The sequence below is a fragment of the Sphingobium sp. MI1205 genome (assembly GCF_001563285.1).
In the GTDB taxonomy this organism is placed as follows: Bacteria; Pseudomonadota; Alphaproteobacteria; order Sphingomonadales; family Sphingomonadaceae; genus Sphingobium.
Genome location: NZ_CP005188.1, coordinates 3,166,180 through 3,192,550 on the forward strand (window position 1 = coordinate 3,166,180; position 26,371 = coordinate 3,192,550).

Consider the following 26,371-nt stretch of genomic DNA (forward strand, 5'->3'; position numbering starts at 1 on the left):
CTCATGCCCCCCTGCAGCTGTTCATGCTCGCCTTCAGCGCCGCCAGTTCGGCGTCCACCCTGTCGGCGGACTGAAGGTCGGCAATCTCTTCCTCCAGGCTCTTCTTGCCCTGCCCCATGCCCAGGGCGTCGGCGCGCCCTTCGGCCATGTCCACCCGGCGCTCCAGCATGTCGAAACGGGCAAAGGCCTCGTTCACCTTTTCGCCGGCATAGGCTTCGCGCATCCGCAGCCGATTGTGGGCACTTTCCATGCGCGTGACCAGGCTGTTCTGCCGGGTCCGCGCCTCGCGCAGCTTGGCCTGCAACTTGGCGATGTCCTCCTCTGAAACCTTCAGCGCCTCGTCCAGCACCTCGATCTCGTGCGACAGCTGCTCGGCCATGTCGGCGGCCTTCTGTTTCTCGACAAGCGCCGCCTTGGCCAGATCCTCGCGATCCTTGCTCAGCGCCAGCTGCGCCTTTTCCGTCCAGCTTTCCTGCAGGCCGCGCAGCTTATCGATATGGCGGCGCATCTCCTTCTGGTCGGCGATGGTGCGGGCGGCGGACGCGCGCACCTCGACCAGCGTTTCCTCCATCTCCAGGATGATCATGCGGATCATCTTGGCCGGGTCTTCCGCCCGGTCGAGCAGGTCGGTGACATTGGCGGCGATGATGTCGCGCGTGCGTGAAAAAATACCCATCGGAACTGCAATCCTTCCGTTCAACGGCTTCAGGCCATGTGATTGCAGAATCCGTGCCAATTCCCCCGAAGCCCGGATTTGCCGACTATTCCCTCGGCACGCGCCGATAGGGCTTGCCAATATGTGGGGATTTTCACCATATATTGGCGATGGAAAGAAACACGCAGTTCATCGGCCAGTCGCTTGCCTTCCTCGACGCGGTCGAACAGGCTGGCCGCGCGGCGGAACTCAATCGCCCGGTCCTTGTGATCGGCGAACGCGGCACGGGCAAGGAACTGATCGCCGAACGGCTCCACCGCCTATCGCCGCGCTGGGGCGAGCCGCTCATCATCATGAACTGCGCCGCGCTGCCCGAAACGCTGATCGAAGCGGAACTGTTCGGCCATGAACAGGGCGCGTTCACCGGCGCCACCCGCGCCCGTGCCGGACGTTTCGAGGAAGCGGACGGCGGCACCCTCTTTCTCGACGAACTGGCGATGCTGTCCATGGCCGCGCAGGAAAGGCTGCTCCGCGTCATCGAATATGGCGAAGTCACCCGGATCGGCGCGTCCCGCCCCATGACCGTCGATGCCCGCATCGTCGCCGCGACCAATGAGGATCTGCCTGCGCTGGCGGAGTCCGGCCGCTTTCGCGCCGACCTGCTCGACCGCCTGAGCTTTGAAGTCATCACCCTGCCGCCGCTGCGCGCCCGCGAAGGCGATGTGGCGGTGCTGGCGGACCATTTCGGGCGGCGCATGGCGGCGGAGCTGGGCTGGCCGGAATGGCCCGGCTTCTCCCCCGCCTGCATGGCCGGTCTGGACGCGCACCCCTGGCCCGGCAATGTCCGCGAATTGCGCAATGTTGTGGAGCGCGCCGTCTATCGCTGGAACGAACCTGCCCGCCCGATCGCGGCTATCGTCTTCGACCCCTTCGCCTCGCCCTGGAAACCGCAGTCTCCAGCGCCGGGCGCGCCGTCAGAGGGCGTTGCTCCCATCGCCGCCACGCCGCCCGCACCCGTCACTGATCTGCGCGCGGCGGTGGATGCGCATGAAGCGGCCCTCGTGCAGGCCGCACTGGAACGCCACCGCTACAACCAGCGCGCAACGGCCAAGGCCCTGGGCCTCAGCTATGACCAGCTACGCCACTGCCTGAAAAAACACCGGTTAAAGTCGGACTGACCGATCAGCGCGTCGGCACCGGCTCCGCGCCCGAATAGTCGTAAAAGCCCTTGCCGGTCTTCCGTCCCAGCCAGCCCGCCTCGACATATTTCACCAGCAGCGGGGCAGGGCGATATTTGGAATCGCCGGTGGTCGACTGCAGCACGTTCAGGATCTCAAGGCAGGTGTCCAGCCCGATGAAATCCGCCAGCGTCAGCGGCCCCATCGGATGGTTCAGCCCCAGCTGCACGCCCGTGTCGATGTCGCGAATGCCCGCCACGCCTTCGCCCAGCGCGAACACAGCCTCGTTGATCATCGGCAGCAGGATGCGGTTGACCACGAAACCGGGCGCATCGAACGCCTGCACAACCTGCTTGCCCAGCCGCGCGATATAGGCTTCGACCGCCGCCACCGTCTCGTCGGACGTCGCCAGCCCGCGGATCAGCTCGACCAGCACCATCACCGGAACCGGGTTGAAGAAGTGGATGCCCACGAACAACGTCGGATCGGGCGCCACCTGCGCCAGCCGGGTGATCGGGATGGACGATGTGTTGGTCGCCAGGATCGTGCCGGGGGTGACGACCGCGCCGACATTGGCGAAGATGCTGCGCTTGATCTCCTCCCGCTCGGTCGCCGCCTCGATCACCAGCTGGGCCCCGGCCAGCGGCGTCAGGTCGCCGCTCGCGCGGATACGGGCAAGGGCAGCCTTGGACTCTTGCGCGGTCAGCTTGCCCTTTTCCACCGCGCGGTCCAGCTGGCGCGAAATGCTCTGCAGCCCTTTTTCCGCGCGCTCCAGATCGACGTCGCACAGGATCACGTCATAACCGGCCTGCGCCGTGACCTGAGCGATGCCCGCGCCCATCTGGCCGGCGCCGATGACGCCGACTGTGCGAATGTCGATCATGCCATTGTCTCCGCGTAAATCAACATGTCGCCCACTAGCGGCAAGGAAGGCGACGGGCCAGCGCCTTTTGCGCGTCAATCACAACGGCGGCTGTGTTAACCGACCATGAGCGCCGTCATCGGATGGGACGGACGGCCCCGTGCTCCCGGCAGATTGGTTTGCAGTGGAGCATTTCCGCCTTTGCGCGCCGCGCGCTAGATGGTTAAAAGGCCGCGCATGTCCGTATCAGCGTCCATGCCCGTACCGGCGACCGGAAGGTTCATCGCCGCCGTGCATCACTTTCCGCTGCGGGTTTATTTTGAGGATACGGACCTTTCCGGCATGGTCTATCACGCCAACTATCTGCGCTACATGGAACGCGCCCGGTCGGACATGCTGCGCGCAGCGGGCATCGACCAGCGCGCCGCGCAGGAAGATGGCACCGGCGTCTATGCCGTCACCGACCTAAAGATCGCCTACAAGCGGCCCGCGCGGCTGGACGACGACCTGATGGTCGAAAGCCGCGTGACCGCAATTCGCCCTGTCGCCTGCACCATTCATCAGAGAGTCAGGCGCGGCGATGAAATACTGACGGATGGCGAAGTCTGCGTCGCCTTCCTGACACACCAGGGCCGCCCGACGCGGCAGCCGAAGCCCTGGATAGACATTTTCAGCTGCTTGATGAGAGGGGAAGACATCAACCCATGAGCCTTTCGATGCCCGACCTAGGCGCGGCGGTCGGCGCCGCCACCGACGCTGCGACCATTTCGCCGCTCGCCCTGTTCCTACAGGCGGATATCGTCGTAAAGGTGGTGATGCTGGGCCTCGTGCTCGCCAGCATCTGGACCTGGGCGATGATCATCGGCTTCAGCGTCACCCTGCGCAAGGCCAGCCGCCAGAGCAGCAGCTTCGAGGAGGATTTCTGGAAGGCGGAGGATATCGACCGCTTCTATGAAGCGCGCGGCAAGTCCGATTTCCCTGCCGCTAAGGTGATGGCCGCAGGCGTCACCGAATGGCGGCGATCGACCGCGCAGAAAGTGATCGACCGCGACGGCACGCGCGACCGGCTCGGGACGGCCATGTCCAGCATGATCGCGGCTGAGGTGGATCGCCTGTCCGACCGGCTCAACATCCTCGCCACCATCGGCTCGGTCGCGCCCTTCGTCGGCCTGTTCGGCACCGTCTGGGGCATCATGCGCGCCTTTACCGCGATTGCGAAAGAACAGAACAGCTCGCTGGCGGTCGTCGCGCCCGGCATCGCCGAAGCCCTGTTCGCCACCGCCATCGGCCTGTTCGCCGCGATCCCCGCCGTCATCGCCTACAACCGGTTCAGCCACGGCATCAACCGCATGGAATCAAAGCTCACCCGCTTTGCCGACGGCTTTTATTCGACGCTCAGCCGCGAACTGGAAACGCAGCGGTGACGGTCAACATCATCCCCTCACCCGTCATCCCAGCGAAAGCTGGGATCTCCATCGACTACAGGCGCGCTCAAAGGCACGAGATGCCAGCCTCCGCTGGCATGACGAGCCGGACGGAGGTCCAATAAATGGCCATGTCCGGCCCGCCCTCTCACCGCCGTGGCCGTGGCCGCGCGCCGATGGCCGACATCAACGTCACGCCGCTGGTCGATGTCATGCTGGTGCTGCTCATCATCTTCATGGTGACAGCGCCGCTGCTCGTCACCGGGGTTCCCGTGAACCTGCCCGAAACCCGCGCCAAGGGGCTGGACCAGGACCAGAAACCGACCATCGTGTCCATTGACCGCGACGGCGGCCTCTATATCGACGAAGCTGAAATCAGCGACGCTGACCTGCCGGGCCGCCTTGCCGAAATCGTCTCCGCCAATGCTGGCAAGGCAGAGCCTCCGCAAATCTTCCTGCGCGCCGACACCGGCCTCGACTATGGCCGGGTGATGCGGGTCATGGGCGAACTCAACCGCGCAGGCCTCAACAAGGTCGCACTGGTCAGCACCGGGGGCAATGACGCCGCGCTCGGCGACGGTTCAGAATAGGGGGCATAGGGTTCGGGCATGGAACGCGCGGAGAAGATCGGCCTTGGCGTGGCGAGCGCAGGACATGTCCTGCTGTTCGGCTTGCTGTCGGTCGGCTTTCTCGCCACCCCCAATCCCCTGAAACTGAACTCGCCGCCCATGGACGTCAGCCTGGTGGACGAAGCCGCGCTCCAGTCCACCGCGCCCCAGGTCTCGCTTCAGCCCCCGCCGCCCAGTGTCGCGCCCGAAGAAGGCCCGACCGAGGACGCTGCGCCCGCGCCGGTCCCAGAACCCGCTCCCACTCCTGAGCCGGAACCGACGCCAGCACCGCCCCCGCCAAAGCCAGCGCCTCCCAAAAAGGCGGAAAAGCCAACGCCCGCCAAGCCCAAGCCCGCGCCGCCGAAGAAGGAAGTGGCCAAGGCTGCGCCAAAGCCCAAACCCGCCCCTGCAAAGCCCGCCGCCAAGCCCGCGCCGTCAAAGGCGAAGTCTGCCGCCAAGCCCAAGGCGGATGCCCCCGCGCGCGCATCCGGGCAGGGCAAGGCGGAAAAGCCAAAAGGCTCGCTTCTCGGCAAGGATTTCCTGAAAGGCATCGACACCGAAGCCGACGCGCCGCGAAAGGCCGCGCCGCCGCCCGCCGCCACCATGGGTCCGGCGCAAAAGGCCGCGCTCGACCGCCTCATCAGCGACCAGATCTACCGCCACCTGAAACTTCCCTCGGGCGCGGACGTCGAACTGCTGGTTGCCTTTCTTGAAGTGAAGCTCGACCGCAATGGCCGGGTGATCGGCAGGCCGGAGGTTCTCGATATACAGGGCAGGACCGCCAGCAATAGCCCGCAGGTTTCCATTTACAAGGAACGCGCGGTGCAGGCCGTGCTTCAGGCATCCCCTTTCCAGGGGCTTCCGGCCGAATATTATGACCAGTGGAACTGGCTCAAACCCCTCAGAGTCTATGCAAGGAAAGCGCGATGAAACGCTTCGGAATAACCGCACTGCTTGCCCTTTGCGCAGCCTTTGCTCCGCCAGCACTCGCCCAGCTGTCGGTCGATGTGACAGGTGAGATTGAGAGCAACCTGAAAATCGTCGTCCCGGCCCTGCCCGCGCAGGCGGAGGTTTCGACGCCAGCCGGGTCGTCCACTGAACTCGGGCGGAAAATCGCCGAAGTCATCGCCACCGACCTCAAAGGCTCCGGCCTGTTCGATCCGTCCGGCCCCGGTGGCATCCCGACCATCGCCTTTCCCGAAGTCACTAACCCCGTCTATGACAAATGGGGCGCCTATCAGGCGCTCGTGCAGGGCTTTGTCCGCACCACCGGCGGCGAAGCGGACATCACCGTTGGCTGTTACCTCTATGACGTCGCGCTGAAACAGGAACTGACCCGTCAGGGCTTTATCGTTGCGCCCCGCGACTGGCGACGCGCCGCGCATAAATGCGCCGACGCCATCTATGCCCGCCTGTCGGGCGAAAGTCCCTTCTTCGACAGCCGCATCGCCTATATCGCGGAAAGCGGGCCAAAGGGGAATCGCACCAAGCGGCTCGCCATCATGGACTCCGATGGCGCGAACCACCGCTTCATCACCAATGGCCAGTCGATCGCGCTCACTCCGCGCTTCTCGCCCGATTACAAGTCGATCGTCTATGTCAGCTATCTGGGCAGCCGGGTACGCATCTATGTCTATGACATCGGCAGCGGTCGCCAGCGGCTCGTCACCGAAAGCAACAATACCACCTTCGCGCCGCGCTGGTCGCCTGATGGCCGCAATATCCTCTTTTCCATGGCTGTCGGGGGCAATACCGACATCTACCGCGTGTCCGCGCAAGGCGGCCAGCCGGTTCGCCTCACCAACGCGCCCGGCATCGACGTCGGGGGCAGCTATTCGCCCGATGGCAGCCGCATCGTCTTTGAAAGCGACCGGTCGGGCAGCCAGCAGATTTATGTGATGAACGCCGATGGATCGGGCCTGCGCCGCATCAGCCATGGGGGCGGGCGCTATGCCACGCCCGAATGGAGCCCGCGCGGCGACCTGATCGCCTTCACGAAGATTTCGGGCGACTTCAAGATCGCCGTCATGACGCCGGACGGCGGCAATGAACGCATATTGACCAACGGCTGGCAGGATGAACAGCCAAGCTGGTCGCCCAATGGCCGCGTTCTGCAATTTTTCCGCACCACGCCCGGCCGCAACGGCTCCAGCCAGGTCTGGCAGGTCGATCTTACCGGGGTAAACGAACGCCGCATCCCCACCCCGCTCAGCGGCTCCGACCCTGCATGGGGTCCATTGCTGCCCTGACAGGGAACCACATCGTCGCGAAGGCGTAACGAACTCATACCTCTCTTAAGGAGACCGCCATGAAACTTACCCGCCCCCTTCTGATCGCAGGATGCGTCCTGGCCCTTGCCGCCTGCGGCAAGAAGGCGCCCAAGGATCTGCCTCCCCCGCCGCCGACCGATACGAGCGCCCAGACCCCCACTGACATCGGCGGAACCAGCGGTGTGGTGAAGGGCAGCCAGGAGGATTTCGTCGCTTCCGTCTCGTCCGACCGCATCTTCTTCGACACGGACCAATATGATGTCGATGCGCAGGATCAGCAGACCCTGCAAAGCCAGGCCGCCTGGTTGCAGCAGAACCCCAATGTCCGCGTGACGATCGAAGGCCATGCAGACGAACGCGGCACCCGCGACTACAACATCGCCCTGGGCGAACGCCGCGCCAATGCCGCGAAAAACTATCTCGCCTCACTGGGCATCGACCCCAGCCGCATCAACACCGTCAGCTATGGCAAGGAACGTCCCGCTGCGCTGGGTTCCGACGAAGCCTCCTGGGCGCAGAACCGCCGCGCCGTGACGGTCACCGTTCAATATTGATCGCTCTTCGGGCGGGCGGCTCGCCTGCCTCAGGGGCGTGATGAACCCTCGGAATATCCCGCCGGTCGCAGGATCGGCGGGATTTCCTTTGCCTTCAACAGAGGCTCGCGCAAACGCTCAGGGCCGCTGGCGGCGCTCGGCGATCCGGCGGCTGAACAGCTCTAACAGGTTCACCGTAATCTCGATGGCGGCATCGGGCACCCCGTCCAGCAGTTCACGCCGCAAGCCATCAAGCCGTTCCTCGATGCGCCCCGCCAGTTCCTTGCCCGCCGGCGTAAAGCCGATGCGATTGGATCGCTTGTCATCGGGATTGGACGCCCGCTTAACCAGCGCCATCGCCTCCAGCTGATCCAGCGTCCTGACCAGAGAAGGCTGGGTGATCCCCAGCAACTCCGCCAGATCCGCCTGCCGGGTCTCAGCGCCCAGCCGGTCCAGATGGACAAGGCACCAACCCGCGCTGTTCGACACGCGAAACTCCGCCAGCGCCTCATCCGCCAGCGCCCGCCAACTGCGCACCAGCAAAGGCAGTTTCCGCGCCAGCGCGCGCTCCATTTCCAACCGCGACATATAATTTAGGTAGCTAACTAAATGAGTAACGTCAATAATCCGCGATTATTTCGCTACTTCATTCACGCATTCAAATTCCGGGAGCTTTCAAAAACCCCCGGAAATCCTCAATATCAAGCCCGCTTCGTCCCGGAAAACCCAGCCGCCCCAAACGCGCCCAATTGCATGGTCCCGCTGATGCTGTCGCCACTCACCTCGGCCTCGCAATCCATCGTCACCGGCATCGGCATCGTCATGTTCATCTTCCAGGTCAGCTTGTTCCCATCAACCTTGCCCTCAGCCACATCGAGCGAACCCATCATCCCGGCGAAAGTCCCATGGAAGCCGTCTCCCGAACTGATGACGGTCAACACGCCCTTCTGCTCCCCCAGCGGCGTCTTCGCCACACAATCATAGGCTCCATCGACAGCTGCCATCTTCATTCTCCTTTGCGGACCTTAGTCGGCCAATGTTCCCATCTCGACCGGCAGGCCCACGGCGTCAAGCTGCGGCCGCACCAGTTTCGCGTCACCCACGACCACCCAGATCAGCCGGTCGGGATTGATCGCGTCACGCGCGGCCATGTCCAGGTCGGCCGGAGTCATTGCCCTGTAGATCGCTGGCAGCTTTTCATAGAAATCGTCCGGCCGTTCCAGCAGCCGATTACGCATCATCGCGCCCAGCAGGTCGGACGATGTTTCGAAGCTGCCGGGCAGCGACAGGATCTGGCTGTTGATCGTCTGGTTCCGCTCGGCCTCACTCGTCCCCTTGCTCGTCAGAAAGTCGGTGATGTCCTTGCGCGCCGCAACGATCGACGCCCCCGTCTTGTCCGTCTGCACCGGCGCATAGACCAGAAGCGGCATCGTATCCTTCACGCCAGGCAGGGTGCTTCCCGCCGAATAGGCCCACCCCTTCGTCTCGCGCAGATCCATGATCAGACGGGACGTCGAACTACCACCCAGCACCTCGTTGGCTGTGATCAGCGTCACCGGATTGTCGATGCCGCGCTTGTTGGTCAGCAGCCCCGCGAGGATCATCGACTGCGGGCTCTGCGGCTTGTCGACCAATATGATCCGTGACGGTCGCATCATCCGGTCCATGCGGAACAGCTTGGTTCCCTTCGCGACATTCGGCGCTTTCCAGTCGCCGAACCGCTTTTCAAGCAGCGGCATGACCTCGGCCAGTTCCGTGTCGCCCGCTACGAAGATGGTGGCATTGTCGGGCCGCAGCCATCTGTCATGGAAGGCGATAAGGTCAGCGCGCGTCACCGCCTTGACCCCGCTTTCCGTGCCCGACCCGGTAAAGGGAATGCCATAGGGATGCGCCTGCCCGTAAAGAAGCGGCGGCAACAGGCGTTGTGCAATCGGCATGGGCGCGGTCTTTTCGGCGGCAATCCGGGTCAGCACCTGCCCACGCAGCCGTTCCACCTCTTGCGGGGCGAAGGCCGGGTTGCGGATCACATCGGCCAGCAATCCGAGCGACGCATCAAGATTGGGCTTCAACGCATAAAGACCGACGGTGGTCGTATCCATGCCGTTACCCGCGCTGATGGATGCCCCCAGCCGCTCCTGCTCCTCGGCAATCTGGATCGAGTTCCGCGTCTTCGTCCCTTCGTCCAGCAACGCAGTGGTCAGCCCCGCCGTGCCGAGCTTCGCCTTGTCATCGGCGGCATTGCCAGCATCGAATGACACCGATACCCGAATCACCGGCACCGTCGCCCGGCGCGCAAATATGACCGGAATCCCGTTCTTCAGCTTCGCATGTTCGATCTTCGGGAATTCCAGATCCTTGACCGGTTCGATAGCGGGCGCGGCGATTTTCGTCGGCGCTGGCGGTGTCGCCGCCACAGGCGCAGCCTTCTGGGGATCACGGAAATAGGCGGGGCGATGTGTCGCGTTGCCTGCCAGCGCATTATCTTCCGGGGACCTGTCGCCAGGTGCAACGGTCAGCCGAAACACCGGCCGCCCCAGCCATTTGCGAGCCGCCTCGCCCACCGATTGCGGCGTAGCGGCGGCGTAGAAAGCAAGGTCCTTCTTATATTTTGCCGGATCGTTGGAATAGACCGCACCTTCGGCCAGCGTCACCGCCTTGCCGCTGAACCCGCCTACCTTTTCCAAGCCGCCGATGGTGCCGGAAAGCTGCCGCGTCGCCGCCCGCTGAACCTCATCGCTTGTAGGCCCCTTGGCCAGATAGTCGGCGAGCAGCTGGTCCAGCCGCTTGCCCACCGCTGCGGCATCCTGACCGGGCTTAACGTCTACCGTAATCTCCGCGATGGACAGCTTTTCAAAGGGCTGGACGCTCGCCTTGACGGCCACCGCAACCTTCTCCCCGCGTACCAGCACATTATCCAGGCGAGAGGATTTGAGCCCGCCAAATACCGCCATGGCAAGGTCGAGCTGCGGCAGGTCTGCCGAATTCACTCCAGGTACGATCCAATTGCGATAGAGCCGCGTGGCCGCGACATTGTCGTGCATCACCTTCTCGACATCCTGCGGAAGGGTGGGGACGGCCGCTTCCACATCCTTGGGCGCCGGGCCGGGCGGAATATCGCCAAACCATTTTTCTACCTTGGCACGGGCAGTGGGAGGATCAATGTCCCCCGCCAGCACCAGTACGGCATTGTTGGGACCGTAATGCGTCTTGAACCAGTTCTGCACATCGGCAAGACTGGCCGCATTCAGATCTGCCATCGAGCCGATCGTCGAATGGCGATAGGGGTGCCCCTCCGGCAGCATGGCGGCCAGCTGAGCATATTCGACGAGGCCATAGGGCTCATTCTCGCCCATCCGTTTTTCATTCTGGACGACCCCGCGCTGCGTATCCAGCTTGGCCTGCGTGACAGCGCCCAGCAGATGGCCCATGCGGTCGGCTTCCAGAAACAAGGCCCGGTCGAGCGCGCCTGTCGGCACCGTCTCGAAATAATTGGTTCGATCAAACCAGGTCGTGCCATTCCAGTCGGTCGCGCCGATATCCTCCAGACGACCGAAAAATGGCCCGTCCGCATTTTCCGAACCATAGAACATCAGATGTTCGAACAGATGCGCAAAGCCGGTCTTGCCCTTGGGTTCAAACCGCGACCCGACATGATACCAGACCGACACCGCGACCACCGGCGCCTTGCGATCGGTATGAACGATAACGCGCAGCCCATTTTTGAGTGTGAACTGCTCATAGGGAATATCGACTGCCTCAACGAGGCTGGAGAGCGGCGCGGGCGCAGCCACGCCAGGCGCGGAGACCGCCTGCGTTATCGGCGCGAGCGACAGAGAGCAAAGGCCAAGCGCCAGCATCAGCCGCCGCGACAGGGGGAAAAAGGTCATGAGCGCCTCATGAAATCAATGGCATGCGGCCGCACACCCCGCACAGGCGCAGCATAGCGAGGCGGGTTAGCCGCGCAATACGCATTCCGCTGGACAGGGGTGCAACACGGGATAACGTCATGTTTCAATCAAGGAGAGGATAACCGCTGATGCGCCTCGACCGCCGCTTTTTTCTGGTTTGTTCATTCTTTTTCCTGATCCCCGCCCCTGCAGCGCAGGGTTCGCCCGCCGAAATCTCCTCCGCCGAAATCCGGGCGGATATAGGCTTCCTCTCGGACGATTTGCTGGAAGGCCGGGATGCGGCCACGCGCGGTTATGATCTTGCCGCACGCTATGTTGCCGCACGCTTCGAAGCGCTCGGCCTGCGACAGGCGGTGCAAGATAGCTGGTATCAGTCGGTGCCGCTTGTCGTCACCCAGCTGGACCAGCGGATGACGTCATCGCTCACCATAGGCGGCAGGCGGTTCGAAAATGGCGGCGACGTCATCATCAGCGCCTTTGGCCGGGAGCCTCGTCAGACCGTAGAGGCGCAGGCGGTATTTGTCGGTTTCGGAGTGGCGTCAGTGCGCGAGAAGATCGACGATTATGCGGGTCTCGATCTGAAGGGAAAATTCGCAGTCGCCCTGTCCGGCGCGCCCGCCGGCTTGCCGAGTGAGATCGCCGCGCATCTGGCCGCCGAAAAGGCCGCAGCAGCGCAGGCCGCAGGCGCCATCGGACTCATCACCATCCCCAGCGAAAGTCTCCTGACGCGTACGCCTTGGGTCAGGTTGCGCGACCGCCTCACGGGACCCATCGTCGGCTGGGTGGGAGCAGATGGGCGCAGCTTCAGCCGGACGCCGGGCATCGTCGCGACCGCCTATGCCACCGGCGCCGCCGCCAACGCTTTGCTGGCTGGAAGCGGCGCGTCCCTGACGGCAATCCGCAAGCAGGCGGCAAAGCGCAGGCCCATGCGAGGCTTCCCGCTTCGCCCGACCGTCAGGCTGGAACGTAACGCTGCGGTCAGCGCGGCAGCCAGCTCCAATGTGCTGGCGATGTTGAAGGGATCGGACCCGCAACTGGAGGACGAATATATTCTGCTGATGGCGCATCTCGATCATCTGGGAATGCGCAGCGACGCCAAGGGGCTTCCCAGGATTTGCAATGGCGCAATGGATAATGCAGCTGGCGTCGCGACCATGCTGGCGGTGGCCAAGGCCTTCGCGCAACACGGACGGCGACCGCGCCGATCGATCCTGTTCGCGGCCGTCACCGCCGAGGAGGACGGGCTGATAGGATCGCAGTTCCTGGCGAAACATCCGGTGACACCGCCTGGCGGACGGGTGGTGGCAGTTATCAATCTGGACATGCCCATCCTGACTTATGATTTCCAGGACTTGATCGCATTTGGCGCTGAACATTCAACCTTGGGGCCGATTGTCCAACGGGCGGCAGAGGCGTCGGGCATCGCACTATCGCCTGACCCGTTGCCGGACGAGGGGCTGTTCACCCGGTCGGACCATTATCGCTTCGTCCAGGAAGGTATCCCCGCCGTCTTCCTGATGACCGGCTTTGACGGTTCGGGAAGGCAGGAGTTCCAGAAGTTCCTGAAAACCGATTATCATCAGCCGTCTGACCGGATCAGCCTGCCCTTCAATTGGAACGCCGCGGCCAAGTTCGCATACGTAAATTACGCCATTGCGCGGGACGTCGCCAATGCGGATCATGCGCCCCAATGGTATTCAGGCGATTTTTTCGGGGATGAATTTGCGGCTGAAGCGCAAAAGGTGACGAAACAATGAGCATAGACTGACGCATTATTTGGATGCGCCCCTTGTGTGGCTTTTTAGCAACACTACATGACTGGCATATTTAAGCCCGTGAGGATGACATGAACCTCGAGAAATTCACTGACCGCGCCAAGGGATTCCTCCAGTCGGCGCAAACCGTCGCAATTCGGATGAGCCATCAGCGCATAAGCCCCGAGCATCTGCTGAAGGCGCTGCTGGAAGATGAGCAGGGCATGGCGTCCGGCCTGATCAAGGCCGCAGGCGGTGATGCTGCCGTGGCACTTCGGGAGACCGACGCGGCGCTGGCGAAGGTGCCCGCGGTGTCGGGCAGTGGTGCGCAACAGACGCCGGGACTCGACAATGACGCCGTCCGCGTGCTCGACAGCGCCGAACAGGTTGCCGCCAAGGCGGGCGACAGCTTCGTCACGGTCGAGCGACTGCTGCTGGCCCTGACACTCGCCACCACCACGGCGGCCGGAAAGGCGCTGAATGCAGCTGGCCTGAAGGCCGAGGCGCTCAACGCAGCGATCAACAACCTGCGCGGCGGCCGTTCAGCCGATACGGCGAGCGCGGAAGATCGCTATGACGCGCTGAAGAAATTTGCACGCGACCTCACGCAGGCGGCGAGGGATGGCAAGCTCGACCCGGTGATCGGCCGCGACGAGGAAATCCGGCGTACCATCCAGATCCTGGCACGCCGGACCAAGAACAATCCGGTCCTGATCGGCGACCCCGGCGTCGGCAAGACCGCGATCGCCGAAGGCTTAGCGCTGCGCATCGCCAATGGCGACGTGCCCGATACGCTCAGGGACCGCGCGCTGATGGCGCTCGACATGGGGTCGCTGATCGCTGGCGCCAAATATCGCGGCGAGTTCGAAGAGCGGCTGAAAGGCGTGCTCGACGAGGTGAAGGCTGGTGAAGGCCAGATCATATTATTCATCGACGAAATGCACACGCTGATCGGCGCGGGCAAATCAGAAGGCGCGATGGACGCGGGCAATCTGCTCAAGCCCGCCCTCGCACGCGGCGAATTGCACTGCATCGGCGCGACGACGCTCGACGAATATCGCAAATATGTTGAAAAGGACCCGGCGCTTCAACGGCGTTTCCAGCCCATTTTTGTGGGCGAGCCGACGGTGGAGGACACCATCTCCATCCTGCGCGGGCTCAAGGAGAAATATGAGCTGCACCATGGCGTGCGGATCACCGACGGGGCGATCGTGTCGGCGGCGACGCTTTCGAACCGCTACATTACCGACCGATTCCTGCCCGACAAGGCCATCGACCTGATGGACGAGGCTGCGTCACGCCTGCGCATGGAGGTCGAGTCCAAGCCTGAGGAGATCGAGACGCTCGACCGGCGCATCATCCAGCTGAAAATCGAACGCGAAGCGCTCCGCAAGGAGACCGATAAAGCGTCGAAGGATCGTCTGGAGGCTTTGGAGAGCGATCTTGCCAATCTGGAGCAGCAGTCGGCCGAACTGACACAGCGCTGGCAGGCGGAGAAGGACAAGATTGCTGGCGAGAGCAAGTTGAAGGAGCAGTTGGACGCCGCTCGGGTGGAACTAGAGCAGGCGCAGCGGGCGGGTGACCTCGGCAAGGCTGGTGAGCTGGCCTATGGGCGCATTCCCGAGCTGGAGCGCAAGATCGCGGAGGCGGAAGGCGCGACCGAAGGCGCGATGCTGCGCGAGGAAGTGACGAGCGAAGACATTGCAGGCGTCGTGTCGCGCTGGACGGGCATTCCCGTCGACAAGATGATGGAAGGGGAGCGGGAGAAGCTGCTCGCGATGGAGGAAGAGCTTGGCAAGCGAGTGATCGGACAGGCCGATGCGGTGAAAGCCGTATCGACCGCCGTTCGGCGCTCGCGGGCCGGATTGCAGGATCCCAACCGGCCGCTTGGTTCCTTCCTGTTCCTGGGGCCGACAGGCGTCGGCAAGACCGAATTGACCAAGGCGCTCGCCGGTTTCCTGTTTGACGACGATAGCGCGATGGTGCGCATCGACATGAGCGAGTTCATGGAGAAGCACAGCGTCGCCCGGCTGATCGGCGCGCCTCCCGGCTATGTCGGCTATGAGGAAGGCGGCGTGTTGACCGAGGCGGTGCGGCGGCGGCCCTACCAGGTCGTGCTGTTCGACGAGGTTGAAAAAGCACATAGCGATGTGTTCAACGTGCTGCTGCAAGTGCTGGACGATGGCCGCCTGACCGATGGTCAGGGACGAACCGTCGATTTCACCAACACGATCATCGTGCTGACGTCGAACCTGGGCAGCCAGTTCATTGCCGGGCTGGCCGATGACGAACCGGTAGAGAAGGTCGAGGATCAGGTGATGGAGATCGTCCGGAGCCACTTCAGGCCCGAATTCCTCAACCGGCTGGACGAGGTGATCCTGTTCCACCGTCTGGGCGCGAGCCATATGGCCCCGATCGTCGATATCCAGGTTGGGCGCGTGCAAAAGCTGTTGAAGGATCGCAAGGTCGTGCTGGACCTGACCGATGGCGCGCGGGCGTGGCTGGGGCGGGTAGGCTACGACCCGGTCTATGGCGCGCGGCCATTGAAGCGAGCGGTGCAGCGTTACCTGCAGGATCCACTGGCCGACCTCATCCTGCGCGGCGAAGTTCCCGACGGGTCCACGGTGCGCGTCGATGAGGGCGATGGCGCGCTTAAGCTGAGCGTGGGGTGACTGATCCCTCGCTCGCCATAACGATGATTAGGGGGGCACCAACCGGCACCCCCCTAATCATTATTTGCGATCACTTCGATCAGAAGTTGGCTTTTACGCCCACGCGGTAGGCGCGGCCGTAAATGCCGGTGCCGCCCTGAACGGGGTTGTAATTGTTGGCCCCATAGGTGACAGGATCGATCGGCGGTAGGTCGTCAAAGACATTGAGCACGTTCAAGTAGAGCGTGAAATTGTCATTGAGCTTGTAGCTGGTGGCAAGATCGACGGTGATATAGTCATCAACATCGCAATCGACGAACTGCGGGGAGAGAAGGCCACAGCCTCCAGACGCGCCTGGACCTTCAATATCTTCAGCAGACAGGTTGTAGCCGCCAAAGAATTCCGCCGTGGCGGACACGGTGAATTTGCCCCACTCCAGCGTATTGGTCCAGCTGCCGTGCCATTCGGGCGTGCCCGACCCGGCGGTCAGGCTGTAGTTGCCAAGCGTGCCTTCATAGCTTTCCCGGCTTCCGTCGGCAAAGGTCGTGTCGAGATTGATGATGTAGGTAGCTTCCAGCGAGCTGGTGAAACGGACATCGCCAAAATTGAACCGGCCCGTCGCCCCGAAATCCAAGCCTTCGGAACGGATCGTCGTGGCGTTGATGAGGGGCGCCTGTACATAGGCGACGCGCGGCAAAGCCGTGGGGTTTGTCGGATCGGGTGAATCCTGGATGATGTTGTAGCCTGCCGGGATGGCCTGACCGGAATAATATGCCGCCAATGCCGGCCCGAACGGCGCTGGGATAATCGCGCCCTTCTTCTTGATGTTGTAATAATCGACGCTGAGCCGGACGTTTCGGATCGGCTCGAATATGACGCCTGCCGTCCAGCTGGTCGATTTTTCCGGTTCCAGATCAGGGCTGGCCAACTGAGTTTGACCATAGCTGCTGGAGCTGAGATAGGTCGGGCAGCTGGTAAAGGTCGCCCTCGTACAGCCAAATTGGGCAAGATAGGACTCGGGGAAAGTCGATGCCGTGTTATTCACGAATCCCGTCGTGGGCAGTGCGTTCGCTTCCGCGAAGCTGGGGATACGGAAGCCGCGCGACCAGGTGCCGCGAAGCGTCAGGGCATCAATCGGTTTGTAACGGAAACCGACCTTCGGCGAGAAGGCGTCTTGCCCGCTATTATAATTATCGTAGCGGCCCGAAGCGTTCACCTCGAAACCTTCGAAAGCAGGGACGCTCAATTCGACAAAGCCGGACCTAACGACGCGTTCGCCCTGAGTGCCAAAGGCGTTGATGATGAAATAGCGCTCGGTGGGCCCCGCATAGTCCGCGTTGGCGCTAGGTGCATTGATCGCTTCCAAACGGATCTGACCGCCAAAGCCCAGCTGAACAGGACCAGCCGGCAGTTCGAACAGCGTGCCGTTGAAGCTCAGCTGCGCCGCATAAAGTTCGGAACTCGACTTGGTGATATTATCCGGTGACAGATAATCGAGTGTCGCCTGGCTATTCGACAGCGGATTGACGAAATTATAGCTACCATCGGCAACGACGTTCAGCAGCCGCTGGATATAGACATAGCCGGTCTGCGTGCGGGTGAGATCGGTCCGCATGCCGACGATATCAGCCGCAAAGTTCCAGCTGTCCGTGATCGGCCCCGCGATCGAGAAAGCGCCGCGATAAGTACGGCTCAGCGTTTCGTTGAACTCGGTCAGGTTGGGAATGCGACCAAGGATGCGGGCCTGCAGGCCTTGCGCGGCGAAGGGATTGTTCGGGTTGAGCGTGCCATTGCCGGCGTCACAGTTGGGCTGTGGCAGGCCATTGACGAGCGGGCAGACATAGACCGGCAGCGCGAGCGCGAAAGAACCGGGCGCGTTCGGCAAACCGCTATTATAAGTGCTGAAACGGGGGAAGGCGATACCGGCCGGCCCGTTGGCGCGGATCGTTGCCGGTTCACCGCTATAGCTGACCTTGCTCTGCAGATAGTTGGCGGTGAACGACGCTTCGATATCGTCGGTGACGGCGACGGTTGCCTTCAACGCGCCGCCGAAACGCTCGATACGGGGCGAGATGACGCCATATTGGCGCACCAGATCGCCTTGACAAACAGTCGTGGGCGCGAATGTATTCTGCCCGTCCGACTGGGCCAACTCAGCCGGGGTGAGCGTATAAGGGGTTTCCCCAGCGATACAGCCCGCGGCAGGATTGAGAATCTGATAGCGCCCAAGCGGATCATCAAGCGCACTAAGCGAATCTGTCGGAGCGACGAAGAACGTCGTTGCGAAGGAGCGGCGATCACTCGACGAGGTGGCATCGTCCCAGCCAACATAGCCGGTGCTTGAAGGGTTAATCGAGCCCCCGTTGGGGCCGACCTGCGGCCCGCAGACGCCATCACGGCAGATGCCGGACAGATCCTGCGAGTTATAGGGGTAAGGCCGGTCGCGATTGTAGAGCGCATTCTGGCGATACCAGAAGCCGCTGGCGTAGATATTGTAACCGTCGCGGCCGAGGTCCCCGGTGCCTGCGGTCAGGCTGATCCGGTAGTTTTCGCCGTCGCCGCGCTCGGTGATGCCGCCTTCGACGCGGCCGCCGATGCCTTTGAACTGCTTCTTGGTGATGACGTTGATGACGCCCGCGATGGCGTCTGCGCCATAGGTGGAAGACGCGCCGTCCCGCAGCACTTCGACGCGATCGACGATGTCGTCAGGGATCGTGTTCAGATCGACGAAATTGCGGGTCGCGTCATCCGCCAGCGGGTAATAGGCGGCGCGCTGGCCGTCAAACAGGACCAGTGTCGAACTGGTGGTGAGGCCACGCAGCGACACCGCCGATGCACCGGCCGCGAAGGCGCCGTTGGCCGAGAAGCTGTTGGTCAGCGCCGCGCCGTTATTCGACGAGATGCGCTGCAGCGCTTCCTGAGTGGTCTGAATACCGCGTTGTTCAAGTGATTCCGAGGTCAGAACCGATACGGGCGAAGGCGTGTTGTTCACGTCCTGCCGCAGAATAGACCCCGTGACGATGATAGTGGCCTCGGGCTCATCAGCCACGGTGCCTGCGGGAGCGTCCTGCGCGAAGGCAGGTGCGGCGAGGGCCGCGAAGCCGACGCTTGCACTTGCAAGCGCCTGCAGCGCCGCGCTTCCGCGCAGCCACGCATTGTTCGAGATTTTCTTCACAGTCCAGTCCCTTGCTCTGGAGCGACGCAAGCAAGCCTGCGCCCTTTGTTGTCCACGCATGGAGAGGAGCATTAGGAGCCCGACAGCAAACCCCTCTTCATCCGTGCTGTGGCGCAGTCTGCGCAGTCGTTTTAAGAGTGTAAAGCAGCGTCGCGGAAGAGAGTGCAGTTTGCTGTTGCACTGTCGTAAATTTGCCACATCATTTCTAAATGTTACTTTTAGCGCCGCTAGATAACTTTGTGACGTTGATGTGGCGTCCGCCGAACTTTGCTTCTGATGTTTGCGGAAACTGTGTGAAAAAGTTGCGCAGGGCGACAGGATCAGCGCAGTTGCTTAGGGCTGGAGGCGATGACAGAGCGCCCGATGCCTTAGTGATGTTCTGGCCGCTCTGGCCGTCGCCAAACACGCCAACACAGATGCGCTGCAAATCGAATAGGCCTGAAATGCATCGCAAACGTGCGGGCACAACACCGACTGGTCCGATTAGTGGCCCCGCGCCTTTAACTCGGCCCGGACAGAGGCTTCGGCGGTGGCATAGGCCTCCTGCCGGGCAATGCTCCAGTAACGAAGATCGTCGAGCGGGATCTTCTGTCCGGTGACGGCACAAATAACATGGTCGCCCGCCTGCAGGACGCGGAAGCTATAGGCCATATAATGCAGCCGGGCCGGGCGGTCACGGTTGGACATCAGCATGAATCAGCGGCCTTTTCCATTTTCGAGCGCATCAGGAGAACAGATCCTGTTGCCGGCTTTCCCCGCGTTGCCGCGAATTGCGGGGCGCACGCGGTGAAGCGGATATAGATTGGCTTTCCGGCTTCTCAAGAGGTTGAGAGGGGGAACCACCCTCCACCACCGCCCCGATTGTACCGTCGGCAAAATGAAGCGAGACCGCTCCTGCTGCGCGCGCGTCGGCAACCCTTTTGACGAGGTGATCTCCCGCCATCACCCGCGCAAATCCGCGCTGGAGCGGGAGGTCTGGATTGACCGAAACAAAGAGGCGCGAAAGGCTATCGAAAGCCGTAGCCTGAGCATGAAAAACGCGGGTCAGATAATCCGGGCGCAGGCGCAAGCGGTCGAGGCGTTCCTTACCCCGGCTTAGATATTGCAGTAGGAGAGCAGGGCGAAGCGCGCCACTGGCCTGCCCCAGATGCGCACGGGCGTCGGCAACGCGATGGCGCAGGCAATTGCCCAAGCTATCGGATAGCTGGTCGAGCCGTTGCCGCTGTGGCGCAAGCAAGGTGTCGGGCGTCGGCATCAGACGGACCTGCATGTCCAGCCGCTCGCGCGCCTGCGCCGCGCCCCGTCGCACGGCGCGGTTCATCCGCAAACCCTGCTCGGTCAGCATGGCCATGAGGTCGGCCCGGACCGGCACGGCCAGTTCAGCTGCGGCGGTGGGCGTCGGTGCGCGCATGTCGGCGGCATGATCGCACAGCGTTGTGTCGGTCTCATGCCCCACGGCAGAAATGACGGGAATTGAACACTCCGCCACGGCACGGACCACGATTTCCTCGTTGAAGCTCCAGAGATCCTCGATGGAGCCGCCGCCACGCGCCACGATGACGAGGTCGGGCCGAGGCAGCGGGCCGCCGGGCTTCATGTCCGAAAAACCGCGCACCGCCCGCGCGACCTGCTCGGCCGCGCCTTGCCCTTGCACTAGCACGGGCCAGAGAAGGACATTTGTCGGGCAGCGGTCCTCAAGACGATGCAGGATGTCGCGAATGACCGCGCCGGTGGGGGATGTGACGACGCCGATTGTACGGGGCAGGAAAGGCAGGCGACGTTTCCGATCCCTGTCGAAGAGGCCCTCGGCGGCGAGCTTTTGCTTCAGCTTCTCCAGCAGCGCCATCAGCGCGCCTTCGCCCGCAAGCTCCATCCGATCGATGACGATCTGATATTTGGAGCGCCCCGGATATGTCGTCAGCTTGCCGGTGGCGATCACCTCGACCCCGTCCTGCGGCGCGAACGGCAGGCGTGCTGCTCCACCCTTCCACATCACGCCGTCGATGACGGCATTATCGTCCTTGAGGCAGAGATAAAGATGACCCGATGCGGCGCGCTTGAAACCCGATATTTCGCCACGCAGGCGGACATGGCCAAAGCGGTCCTCGACCGTCCGCTTCAACATGGCCGACAATTCGCTCACCGAAAGCGGCGGTGCGTTGTCCCCCGCCCGTTCCTCCGCTAACAGGCGGCCCGACGTATCGAAACCAGCTTCATATTCCGGGGACATGGGCGAAATGAACATCCTTCTGTTGGGCAGCGGCGGTCGCGAACATGCTCTGGCGTGGAAGCTGGCGCAATCGCCAACTCTCAATGCCCTTTATGCAGCGCCCGGCAACCCCGGCATAGCCCAGCATGCGACATTGGTCGATCTGGATGTCACGGATCATCGCGCAGTTGTCGACTTCTGCCTGCGCCATTCGATCGGGCTGGTGGTGATCGGACCGGAAGCCCCCTTGGTCGATGGCCTCGCCGACAATCTTCGGGTCAAGGGATATCCGGTATTCGGTCCGGGGAAGAAGGCCGCCCAGCTTGAAGGGTCGAAAGGCTTCACCAAGGACCTGTGCAAACGGGCCAACATCCCCACCGCCGGTTATGAACGCGTCCACAGCAAGGATGGCGCCATCGCCGCGCTGCCCGATTTCGGACTCCCGGTAGTGATCAAGGCGGATGGCCTGGCTGCAGGTAAGGGCGTCATCATCGCGGAGACGCAGGATGAGGCGCTCGCCGCGCTGGACACGATGTTTTCCGGCGCGTTCGGCGCAGCGGGCGAAGAAGTGGTGCTTGAGGAGTTCATGCGCGGGGAGGAAGCAAGCTTCTTCGCTCTCACCGACGGCAACGCCATCCTGCCGTTCGGTTCGGCGCAGGATCACAAGCGGGTCGGCGATGGCGATACCGGCCCTAATACCGGCGGCATGGGAGCCTATAGCCCGGCACGGGTGCTGACCCCCGAGTTGGAAGCCGAAGTCATCGAGAAGATCATCCGTCCGACGGTCGAGACGCTGGCGACTGAGGGAACGCCCTATTCGGGAGTGCTCTACGCCGGATTGATGCTGACGGAAGAAGGTCCCAAGCTGATCGAGTATAATGCGCGCTTCGGCGACCCGGAATGCCAAGTGCTGATGATGCGTTTTGACGGCGACCTGGTCGAACTACTACTCGCGGTTGCTCAAGGAACGCTGGCGGAACAGGGGCCGGTGAAACTCGCCGACCGCACGGCGCTGACGGTCGTGATGGCGGCGAGCGGCTATCCCGGCACGCCGGAAAAGGGCGGCGTGATCGCGGGCATTGAAACGGCCGAAGCGGACGGCGCGCGCGTCTTTCATGCCGGCACAGCCGAGAAGCACGGCAAGCTGGTCGCCAACGGCGGTCGCGTTCTGAACGTCACGGCAACGGGAGACAGCGTCGGCGCGGCGCAGGCGGCAGCCTATCGGGCGGTGGATGCGATCGACTTCCCAACCGGTTTCTGCCGCAGGGATATTGGCTGGCGCGAGATAGAGCGCGAAGCACGCTGACACTCTTGCCTCAACCGGCGGATCTCCCTTAAATGTCTGGATAAACAGGGAGGACCGGTTAATGCAGCAGTTTTTCATTGATTATGGCCTGTGGCTGCTAGTCGCGCTGCTGATTTTGATCGGCGTCGTCTTCCTGCTGACGGGCCGCAAGAAGACCGTGGACGCGCCGGTGGTCGAGCACCCGGCGGAAGTCGAGCGGCGGGATATAGCTCCTCCCCCACCGATCCGGGATGACGTTCCGGCCGAGCCGATCGCGGCGCCAATGGCCGAGTCTGAACCCGGAATCATGCCCGCTGCCGTTGAGGCGGCCCCCGCCTCCTCCAGCGCGGCGTCTGACGAGCCTGACAATCTGCTGAAACTCAAGGGTGTAGGACCCAAGCTGAACCTGCTGCTGATCGAACTGGGCGTCACCCGCTACGCGCAGATCGCAGGCTGGAGCGATGCCGACATCGCCGCAATCGACACCAAGCTAGGCAATTTCAAGGGACGCCCGGTGCGCGACCAATGGGTCGACCAGGCGAGATATCTGGCTGCTGGCGACTTGGCTGGATACGAAGCCAAATATGGGAAACTGTGAGGCAGGTTGGACCCTAGTGGCTCGATGACTGGGCCGGCTGGGCGCTAACCTTTTAGGCAGCTATCGCGGGTGCCGTGTTGGCCGATATCGGGCGCAACCTTGCCGGATTGGTCCCCAGCAGCAGGGCGGCGACAGGTCGCGGGGTGGCAAGTCGGCTCGCTACTGCGAGCAACAGGATTGATAGGGCCAGCGTCGCCAGTGGACCAATGCCGGTCAGCATCACCGATCCCATCACCAGCGGATGCCATAGATAGAAGAAGAGGCTATCACGCCCGATTGCGTCGAGGGGCGCGTTATGAAGATGAAGCCCCGACAGGACCGGCAGCAGGCCGATCAGACCCAGGCACATGAGCAAACGAGCCGGGACATACGCCAGTTCTTTCCCATCGACGTAAAGGCCAGACCACCAAATGAGACCAAGCACGGCTGAGAACAGCGCTCGCAATAGAGCGCCTTTGGAAGACGTCCGTTCAGCAAGCAGCATGCCGAAGAAGAAATAGATGGGATATTGCAGGAAGCGGCTGTCCGGCGCCAGAAGGCCGCCGTAAACCGGGCCATGGCCGAGGCCAAAATTGTACATGACCGCCAAGCTGAAGGGCATTGCCATCGCTAGCAATAACAGCGGCGAAAAGGGCAGCAATCGGGTGGCCAGGATCAGGAAAAAGAGGACGGGCACATACCAGAGATGGAAAGGTGGCCGCAGCAGCAGGTCGAGCGGCGTAGTCCAGGACATGGGCCAATGTCCCGCGACGACATAAACGAGCATCGCGACCGACCAGGGGACCAGCATGCGCCGTCCATAACGGGACAGCAAGTCGGCTGATCCGACGCTCCGAACCCGAGTGATGTTGAGCAGATAGCCGGAAATGCCCATCATCAACGGCATCCGAAAACCCGATCCGATCCACAGAACAAGATGGCGCGCTTCAGCCAGTTCCATGGCGTGACCGGCCATGACGAGCAGCATCAGCGCGCCCTTCAGCAGGTCGATGGATGAATTTTTCGCCACCTGATATCTTTCCGCACTGGCCTCATCGGAATGATATCTTCGCAAGCCTTCTCTTCTGGTTAATCAGTCGCGGCCGGGTCTCTGCCCAGCGTGATTCCGTCCTGGCCCACGCGCTAACCGCGCCCAAGCAATTCGTGGACGCGGGGCGCAAGTCGTTTGGTCGCGGCGGCATGGATGCCGGGCGCCGTGCACAGCAGGCCCAGGGCGGTAGGCTCCGGCCGGTTGAAAGACAATTCATCGCCGAGCGCGTCGGTGACGATAGCGCCAGCCTCCTGCGCTATCAGGGCGGCGGCGGCTACGTCCCATTCATTGCCCCAGCGGACAGTAGCGACAATGTCGGCTTCGTCAGCGGCGACCATCGCCATGCGCAGCGCGATGCTGTTGGGCTTGTGCACGGCGAACAGATCGCGGTCTTGGCGGGGCAGTTGGTCGGCGGGCACACGTGCGCCGGGCAGTATCGCGCGCATGCCCGCCTGCAAGACACGGCCGTTGCGGGTCGCGCCCTCCCCCGCCTGAGCGAGCCAGAGTTCGTTCCGCGCGGGAGCCGCGAGAATGCCGATGCGCACCGCACCATGTTCCACTAGCGCGACCGAGACAGCCCAACCCGGACGGCCTCGCAGATAGTCGCGGGTGCCGTCGATCGGATCGACCACCCAAACCCGCGGCAAGTCCAGACGATGGACGGTATCGGCAGTCTCCTCCGACAACCATCCGGCCTCGGGGTCGATGCGGCCGAGGCTCTGGCGCAACATCTCGTCGATTTCGAGGTCTGCCTCACACACAGGATGGCCGGGCACTTTTTCCCACTGGCGCACCTGGGTCTGGCCGCCCGCCCAGAGGGTGAGCGCGCGGTCAGCGGCATCCGATACAGCGCCAACCAGTGCGCGCAGGTCGATTTCAGCCTCCGGCAATGGTCATCCCGTCGATGCGGATGGTGGGCACATTCATACCGTAGCGGAAAACAAGGTCGTCCGCAGGGACAAGCGCACGGAACATATCCTTCAAATTGCTGGCGATGGTGATTTCCGAGACGGGACGGGTGATCGCCCCATCTTCGATCAGGAAACCGGCGGCACCACGACTATAATCGCCAGTAACGCCGTTAACGCCCATGCCGATCAGTTCGGTGACGTAAAGACCACGCTTTATGTCGGCCATAAGTTGCGCGGGCGAAAGGCTGCCCGGCTCCATATGTACGTTTGTGACACCCGCGCCCGGCGCGCCGCTGCCACCCCTGCTGGCATGGCCGGTGGGTTCCAGGCCGAGCTGGCGAGCAGAGGCGCTATCGAGCAGCCATCCCGTTAATACACCTTGGTCAATTAGCGCGCAGCGGGCGACGGGCAGCCCTTCGCCATCGAAGGGACGCGAGCGTATGCCACGTTGCCGCAGTGGATCGTCGATGATGGTTATGGCGCTGTCGAACAGTGCCTGTCCAATCGAGTCGAGCAGGAAGCTGGACCGACGCGTGATCGCAGGACCGACCATCCCGCCGATCAGATGGCCCATGATGCTGGACCCGATGCGCGGGTCAAAGACGATCGGCAGGACACCGCTTTCCAGCTTGGCCGGGTTCAGACGGGCGACAGCCCGCTCACCTGCGCGGGCACCGATGACAGCAGGCTTCTCCAGATCATCGAGATGACGGACGCTATGGCTGGCATGATCGCGCTGCATGTTCGCGCCGGCGCCTGCGAGTACGCTGGCCCAGGTTGAATGACTGGTGCCCGCATAGGCCCCCGCAAAGCCATGGCTTGTGGCGAGCGCAACCTGGCTGCGGCCATTGGATGCGCCTCCCCCTTCGCTGTTCGTGACGCCGGAGACAGCGCGGGCAGCTTCCTCGACCTCCAGGGCACGTTCACGCAGCAGTGCGGGTTCGGGATCGTTGGGATCGGCGAGGTCCAGCGCAGGGAGCGCATCACGCAGCAACCGGTCCTCCGGGGCAAGGCCGGCATAAGGGTCCTCTGGCGCCTCACGGGCCATGGCGATGCAACGTTCGACCAGCGTGCCGAGCGTCGCGGCGTTCATATCCGAAGCGGCGATACTGGCGGAACGCTGGCCCATGAATATGCGCAGACCGATCTCTTCGCCTTCCGACCGCTCTACATCCTCAAGAGCGCCCAGGCGGACCGCCACGGTAGTGGATGCGTTGCAGGCATAGATGGCGTCGGCAGCGTCAGCCCCTGCCCTGCGCGCCGCCGCCACCAGATCCTGGGCGCGGGACTGGGCTTCATCTAGGCTGAGCATGGGTGCGG

22 protein-coding genes are annotated in these 26,371 nt (G+C 62.8%); 11 read left to right on the forward strand and 11 right to left on the reverse strand.

The window, feature by feature from the left end; all coding sequences use genetic code 11:
* Nucleotide 1: 1 nt before the first annotated feature.
* Complete coding sequence (gene pspA, locus K663_RS15680) at nt 2-676, reverse strand: phage shock protein PspA (RefSeq protein ID WP_062119605.1); 675 nt, start codon at nt 674-676, stop codon at nt 2-4.
* Nucleotides 677-825: 149 nt separating this feature from the next.
* Here pspA and pspF point away from each other — a divergent pair, with 149 nt between their 5' ends.
* Nucleotides 826-1,833 (forward strand): phage shock protein operon transcriptional activator, encoded by a 1,008-nt coding sequence (gene pspF / locus K663_RS15685; RefSeq protein ID WP_062119608.1) that lies wholly within the window; start codon nt 826-828, stop codon nt 1,831-1,833.
* A 4-nt stretch (nt 1,834-1,837) separates the two neighbouring features.
* Here the strand turns inward: pspF and K663_RS15690 are convergent, their stop codons facing one another.
* On the reverse strand, nt 1,838-2,716 hold the full coding sequence (locus tag K663_RS15690; protein WP_062119615.1) for a 3-hydroxybutyryl-CoA dehydrogenase: 879 nt from the start codon (nt 2,714-2,716) through the stop codon (nt 1,838-1,840).
* Between the two features lie 216 nt (nt 2,717-2,932).
* On the opposite strand from K663_RS15690, the gene ybgC reads away from it, so the two are divergent.
* The 6 genes from ybgC to pal all read left to right on the forward strand — a co-directional run bounded on the left by ybgC (nt 2,933) and on the right by pal (nt 7,551).
* The gene (ybgC, locus tag K663_RS15695) at nt 2,933-3,403 is read left to right on the forward strand and encodes a tol-pal system-associated acyl-CoA thioesterase (protein ID WP_062119617.1); all 471 of its coding nucleotides are present in this window, start codon (nt 2,933-2,935) and stop codon (nt 3,401-3,403) included.
* Entirely contained in the window at nt 3,400-4,119 is a 720-nt protein-coding gene (tolQ, locus tag K663_RS15700; RefSeq protein ID WP_062119619.1) for a protein TolQ, read from the forward strand. The genes ybgC and tolQ overlap by 4 nt, the downstream gene beginning before the upstream one ends.
* A 125-nt stretch (nt 4,120-4,244) precedes the next feature.
* Entirely contained in the window at nt 4,245-4,709 is a 465-nt protein-coding gene (tolR, locus tag K663_RS15705; protein WP_062119622.1) for a protein TolR, read from the forward strand.
* Between the two features lie 18 nt (nt 4,710-4,727).
* Entirely contained in the window at nt 4,728-5,657 is a 930-nt protein-coding gene (locus K663_RS15710) for a hypothetical protein (RefSeq protein ID WP_062119625.1), read from the forward strand.
* On the forward strand, nt 5,654-6,976 hold the full coding sequence (gene tolB, locus K663_RS15715) for a Tol-Pal system beta propeller repeat protein TolB (protein WP_062119628.1): 1,323 nt from the start codon (nt 5,654-5,656) through the stop codon (nt 6,974-6,976). Before K663_RS15710 ends, tolB begins: the two co-directional genes overlap by 4 nt.
* Nucleotides 6,977-7,035: 59 nt before the next feature.
* Complete coding sequence (gene pal, locus K663_RS15720) at nt 7,036-7,551, forward strand: peptidoglycan-associated lipoprotein Pal (RefSeq protein WP_062119631.1); 516 nt, start codon at nt 7,036-7,038, stop codon at nt 7,549-7,551.
* A 117-nt stretch (nt 7,552-7,668) separates the two neighbouring features.
* Here the strand turns inward: pal and K663_RS15725 are convergent, their stop codons facing one another.
* The 3 genes from K663_RS15725 to K663_RS15735 all read right to left on the reverse strand — a co-directional run bounded on the left by K663_RS15725 (nt 7,669) and on the right by K663_RS15735 (nt 11,417).
* Complete coding sequence (locus K663_RS15725) at nt 7,669-8,118, reverse strand: MarR family transcriptional regulator (protein ID WP_062119634.1); 450 nt, start codon at nt 8,116-8,118, stop codon at nt 7,669-7,671.
* A 113-nt stretch (nt 8,119-8,231) separates the two neighbouring features.
* Nucleotides 8,232-8,534 carry a hypothetical protein gene (locus K663_RS15730; protein WP_062121072.1) on the reverse strand — a complete coding sequence of 101 codons (303 nt, stop codon included), beginning with the start codon at nt 8,532-8,534 and terminating at the stop codon, nt 8,232-8,234.
* Nucleotides 8,535-8,555: 21 nt separating this feature from the next.
* Nucleotides 8,556-11,417: a M16 family metallopeptidase gene (locus tag K663_RS15735; protein ID WP_062119637.1), complete on the reverse strand. Its 2,862-nt coding sequence runs from the start codon at nt 11,415-11,417 to the stop codon at nt 8,556-8,558.
* A 149-nt stretch (nt 11,418-11,566) separates the two neighbouring features.
* On the opposite strand from K663_RS15735, the gene K663_RS15740 reads away from it, so the two are divergent.
* The gene (locus K663_RS15740) at nt 11,567-13,195 is read left to right on the forward strand and encodes a M20/M25/M40 family metallo-hydrolase (RefSeq protein WP_062119639.1); all 1,629 of its coding nucleotides are present in this window, start codon (nt 11,567-11,569) and stop codon (nt 13,193-13,195) included.
* Nucleotides 13,196-13,284: 89 nt separating this feature from the next.
* Nucleotides 13,285-15,864 carry an ATP-dependent chaperone ClpB gene (gene clpB, locus K663_RS15745; protein ID WP_062119644.1) on the forward strand — a complete coding sequence of 860 codons (2,580 nt, stop codon included), beginning with the start codon at nt 13,285-13,287 and terminating at the stop codon, nt 15,862-15,864.
* Between the two features lie 79 nt (nt 15,865-15,943).
* On the opposite strand, the gene K663_RS15750 is transcribed toward clpB, so the two are convergent.
* From K663_RS15750 to xseA, 3 genes are all read right to left on the reverse strand, one after another.
* Nucleotides 15,944-19,018, reverse strand: coding sequence for a TonB-dependent receptor domain-containing protein (locus K663_RS15750; protein ID WP_235589462.1), 3,075 nt, complete (start codon nt 19,016-19,018; stop codon nt 15,944-15,946).
* A 483-nt stretch (nt 19,019-19,501) separates the two neighbouring features.
* Nucleotides 19,502-19,711 (reverse strand): DUF2093 domain-containing protein, encoded by a 210-nt coding sequence (locus tag K663_RS15755; protein ID WP_062119647.1) that lies wholly within the window; start codon nt 19,709-19,711, stop codon nt 19,502-19,504.
* A gap of 31 nt (nt 19,712-19,742) precedes the next feature.
* Nucleotides 19,743-21,248 carry an exodeoxyribonuclease VII large subunit gene (gene xseA / locus K663_RS15760; protein ID WP_062119650.1) on the reverse strand — a complete coding sequence of 502 codons (1,506 nt, stop codon included), beginning with the start codon at nt 21,246-21,248 and terminating at the stop codon, nt 19,743-19,745.
* A 7-nt stretch (nt 21,249-21,255) separates the two neighbouring features.
* On the opposite strand from xseA, the gene purD reads away from it, so the two are divergent.
* Both purD and K663_RS15770 read left to right on the forward strand, forming a co-directional pair.
* Nucleotides 21,256-22,533 (forward strand): phosphoribosylamine--glycine ligase, encoded by a 1,278-nt coding sequence (purD, locus tag K663_RS15765; protein WP_062121078.1) that lies wholly within the window; start codon nt 21,256-21,258, stop codon nt 22,531-22,533.
* 61 nt (nt 22,534-22,594) lie between these two features.
* The gene (locus K663_RS15770) at nt 22,595-23,110 is read left to right on the forward strand and encodes a hypothetical protein (protein ID WP_062119652.1); all 516 of its coding nucleotides are present in this window, start codon (nt 22,595-22,597) and stop codon (nt 23,108-23,110) included.
* 52 nt (nt 23,111-23,162) lie between these two features.
* Here the strand turns inward: K663_RS15770 and K663_RS15775 are convergent, their stop codons facing one another.
* From K663_RS15775 to K663_RS15785, 3 genes are all read right to left on the reverse strand, one after another.
* Nucleotides 23,163-24,119, reverse strand: coding sequence for an acyltransferase family protein (locus K663_RS15775; RefSeq protein ID WP_062119655.1), 957 nt, complete (start codon nt 24,117-24,119; stop codon nt 23,163-23,165).
* Nucleotides 24,120-24,232: 113 nt separating this feature from the next.
* The gene (locus K663_RS15780) at nt 24,233-25,030 is read right to left on the reverse strand and encodes an inositol monophosphatase family protein (protein WP_062119658.1); all 798 of its coding nucleotides are present in this window, start codon (nt 25,028-25,030) and stop codon (nt 24,233-24,235) included.
* Nucleotides 25,017-26,363, reverse strand: a complete 1,347-nt coding sequence (locus K663_RS15785; protein WP_062119660.1) for a TldD/PmbA family protein — start codon at nt 26,361-26,363, stop codon at nt 25,017-25,019. The genes K663_RS15780 and K663_RS15785 overlap by 14 nt, the downstream gene beginning before the upstream one ends.
* Nucleotides 26,364-26,371 lie beyond the last annotated feature (8 nt).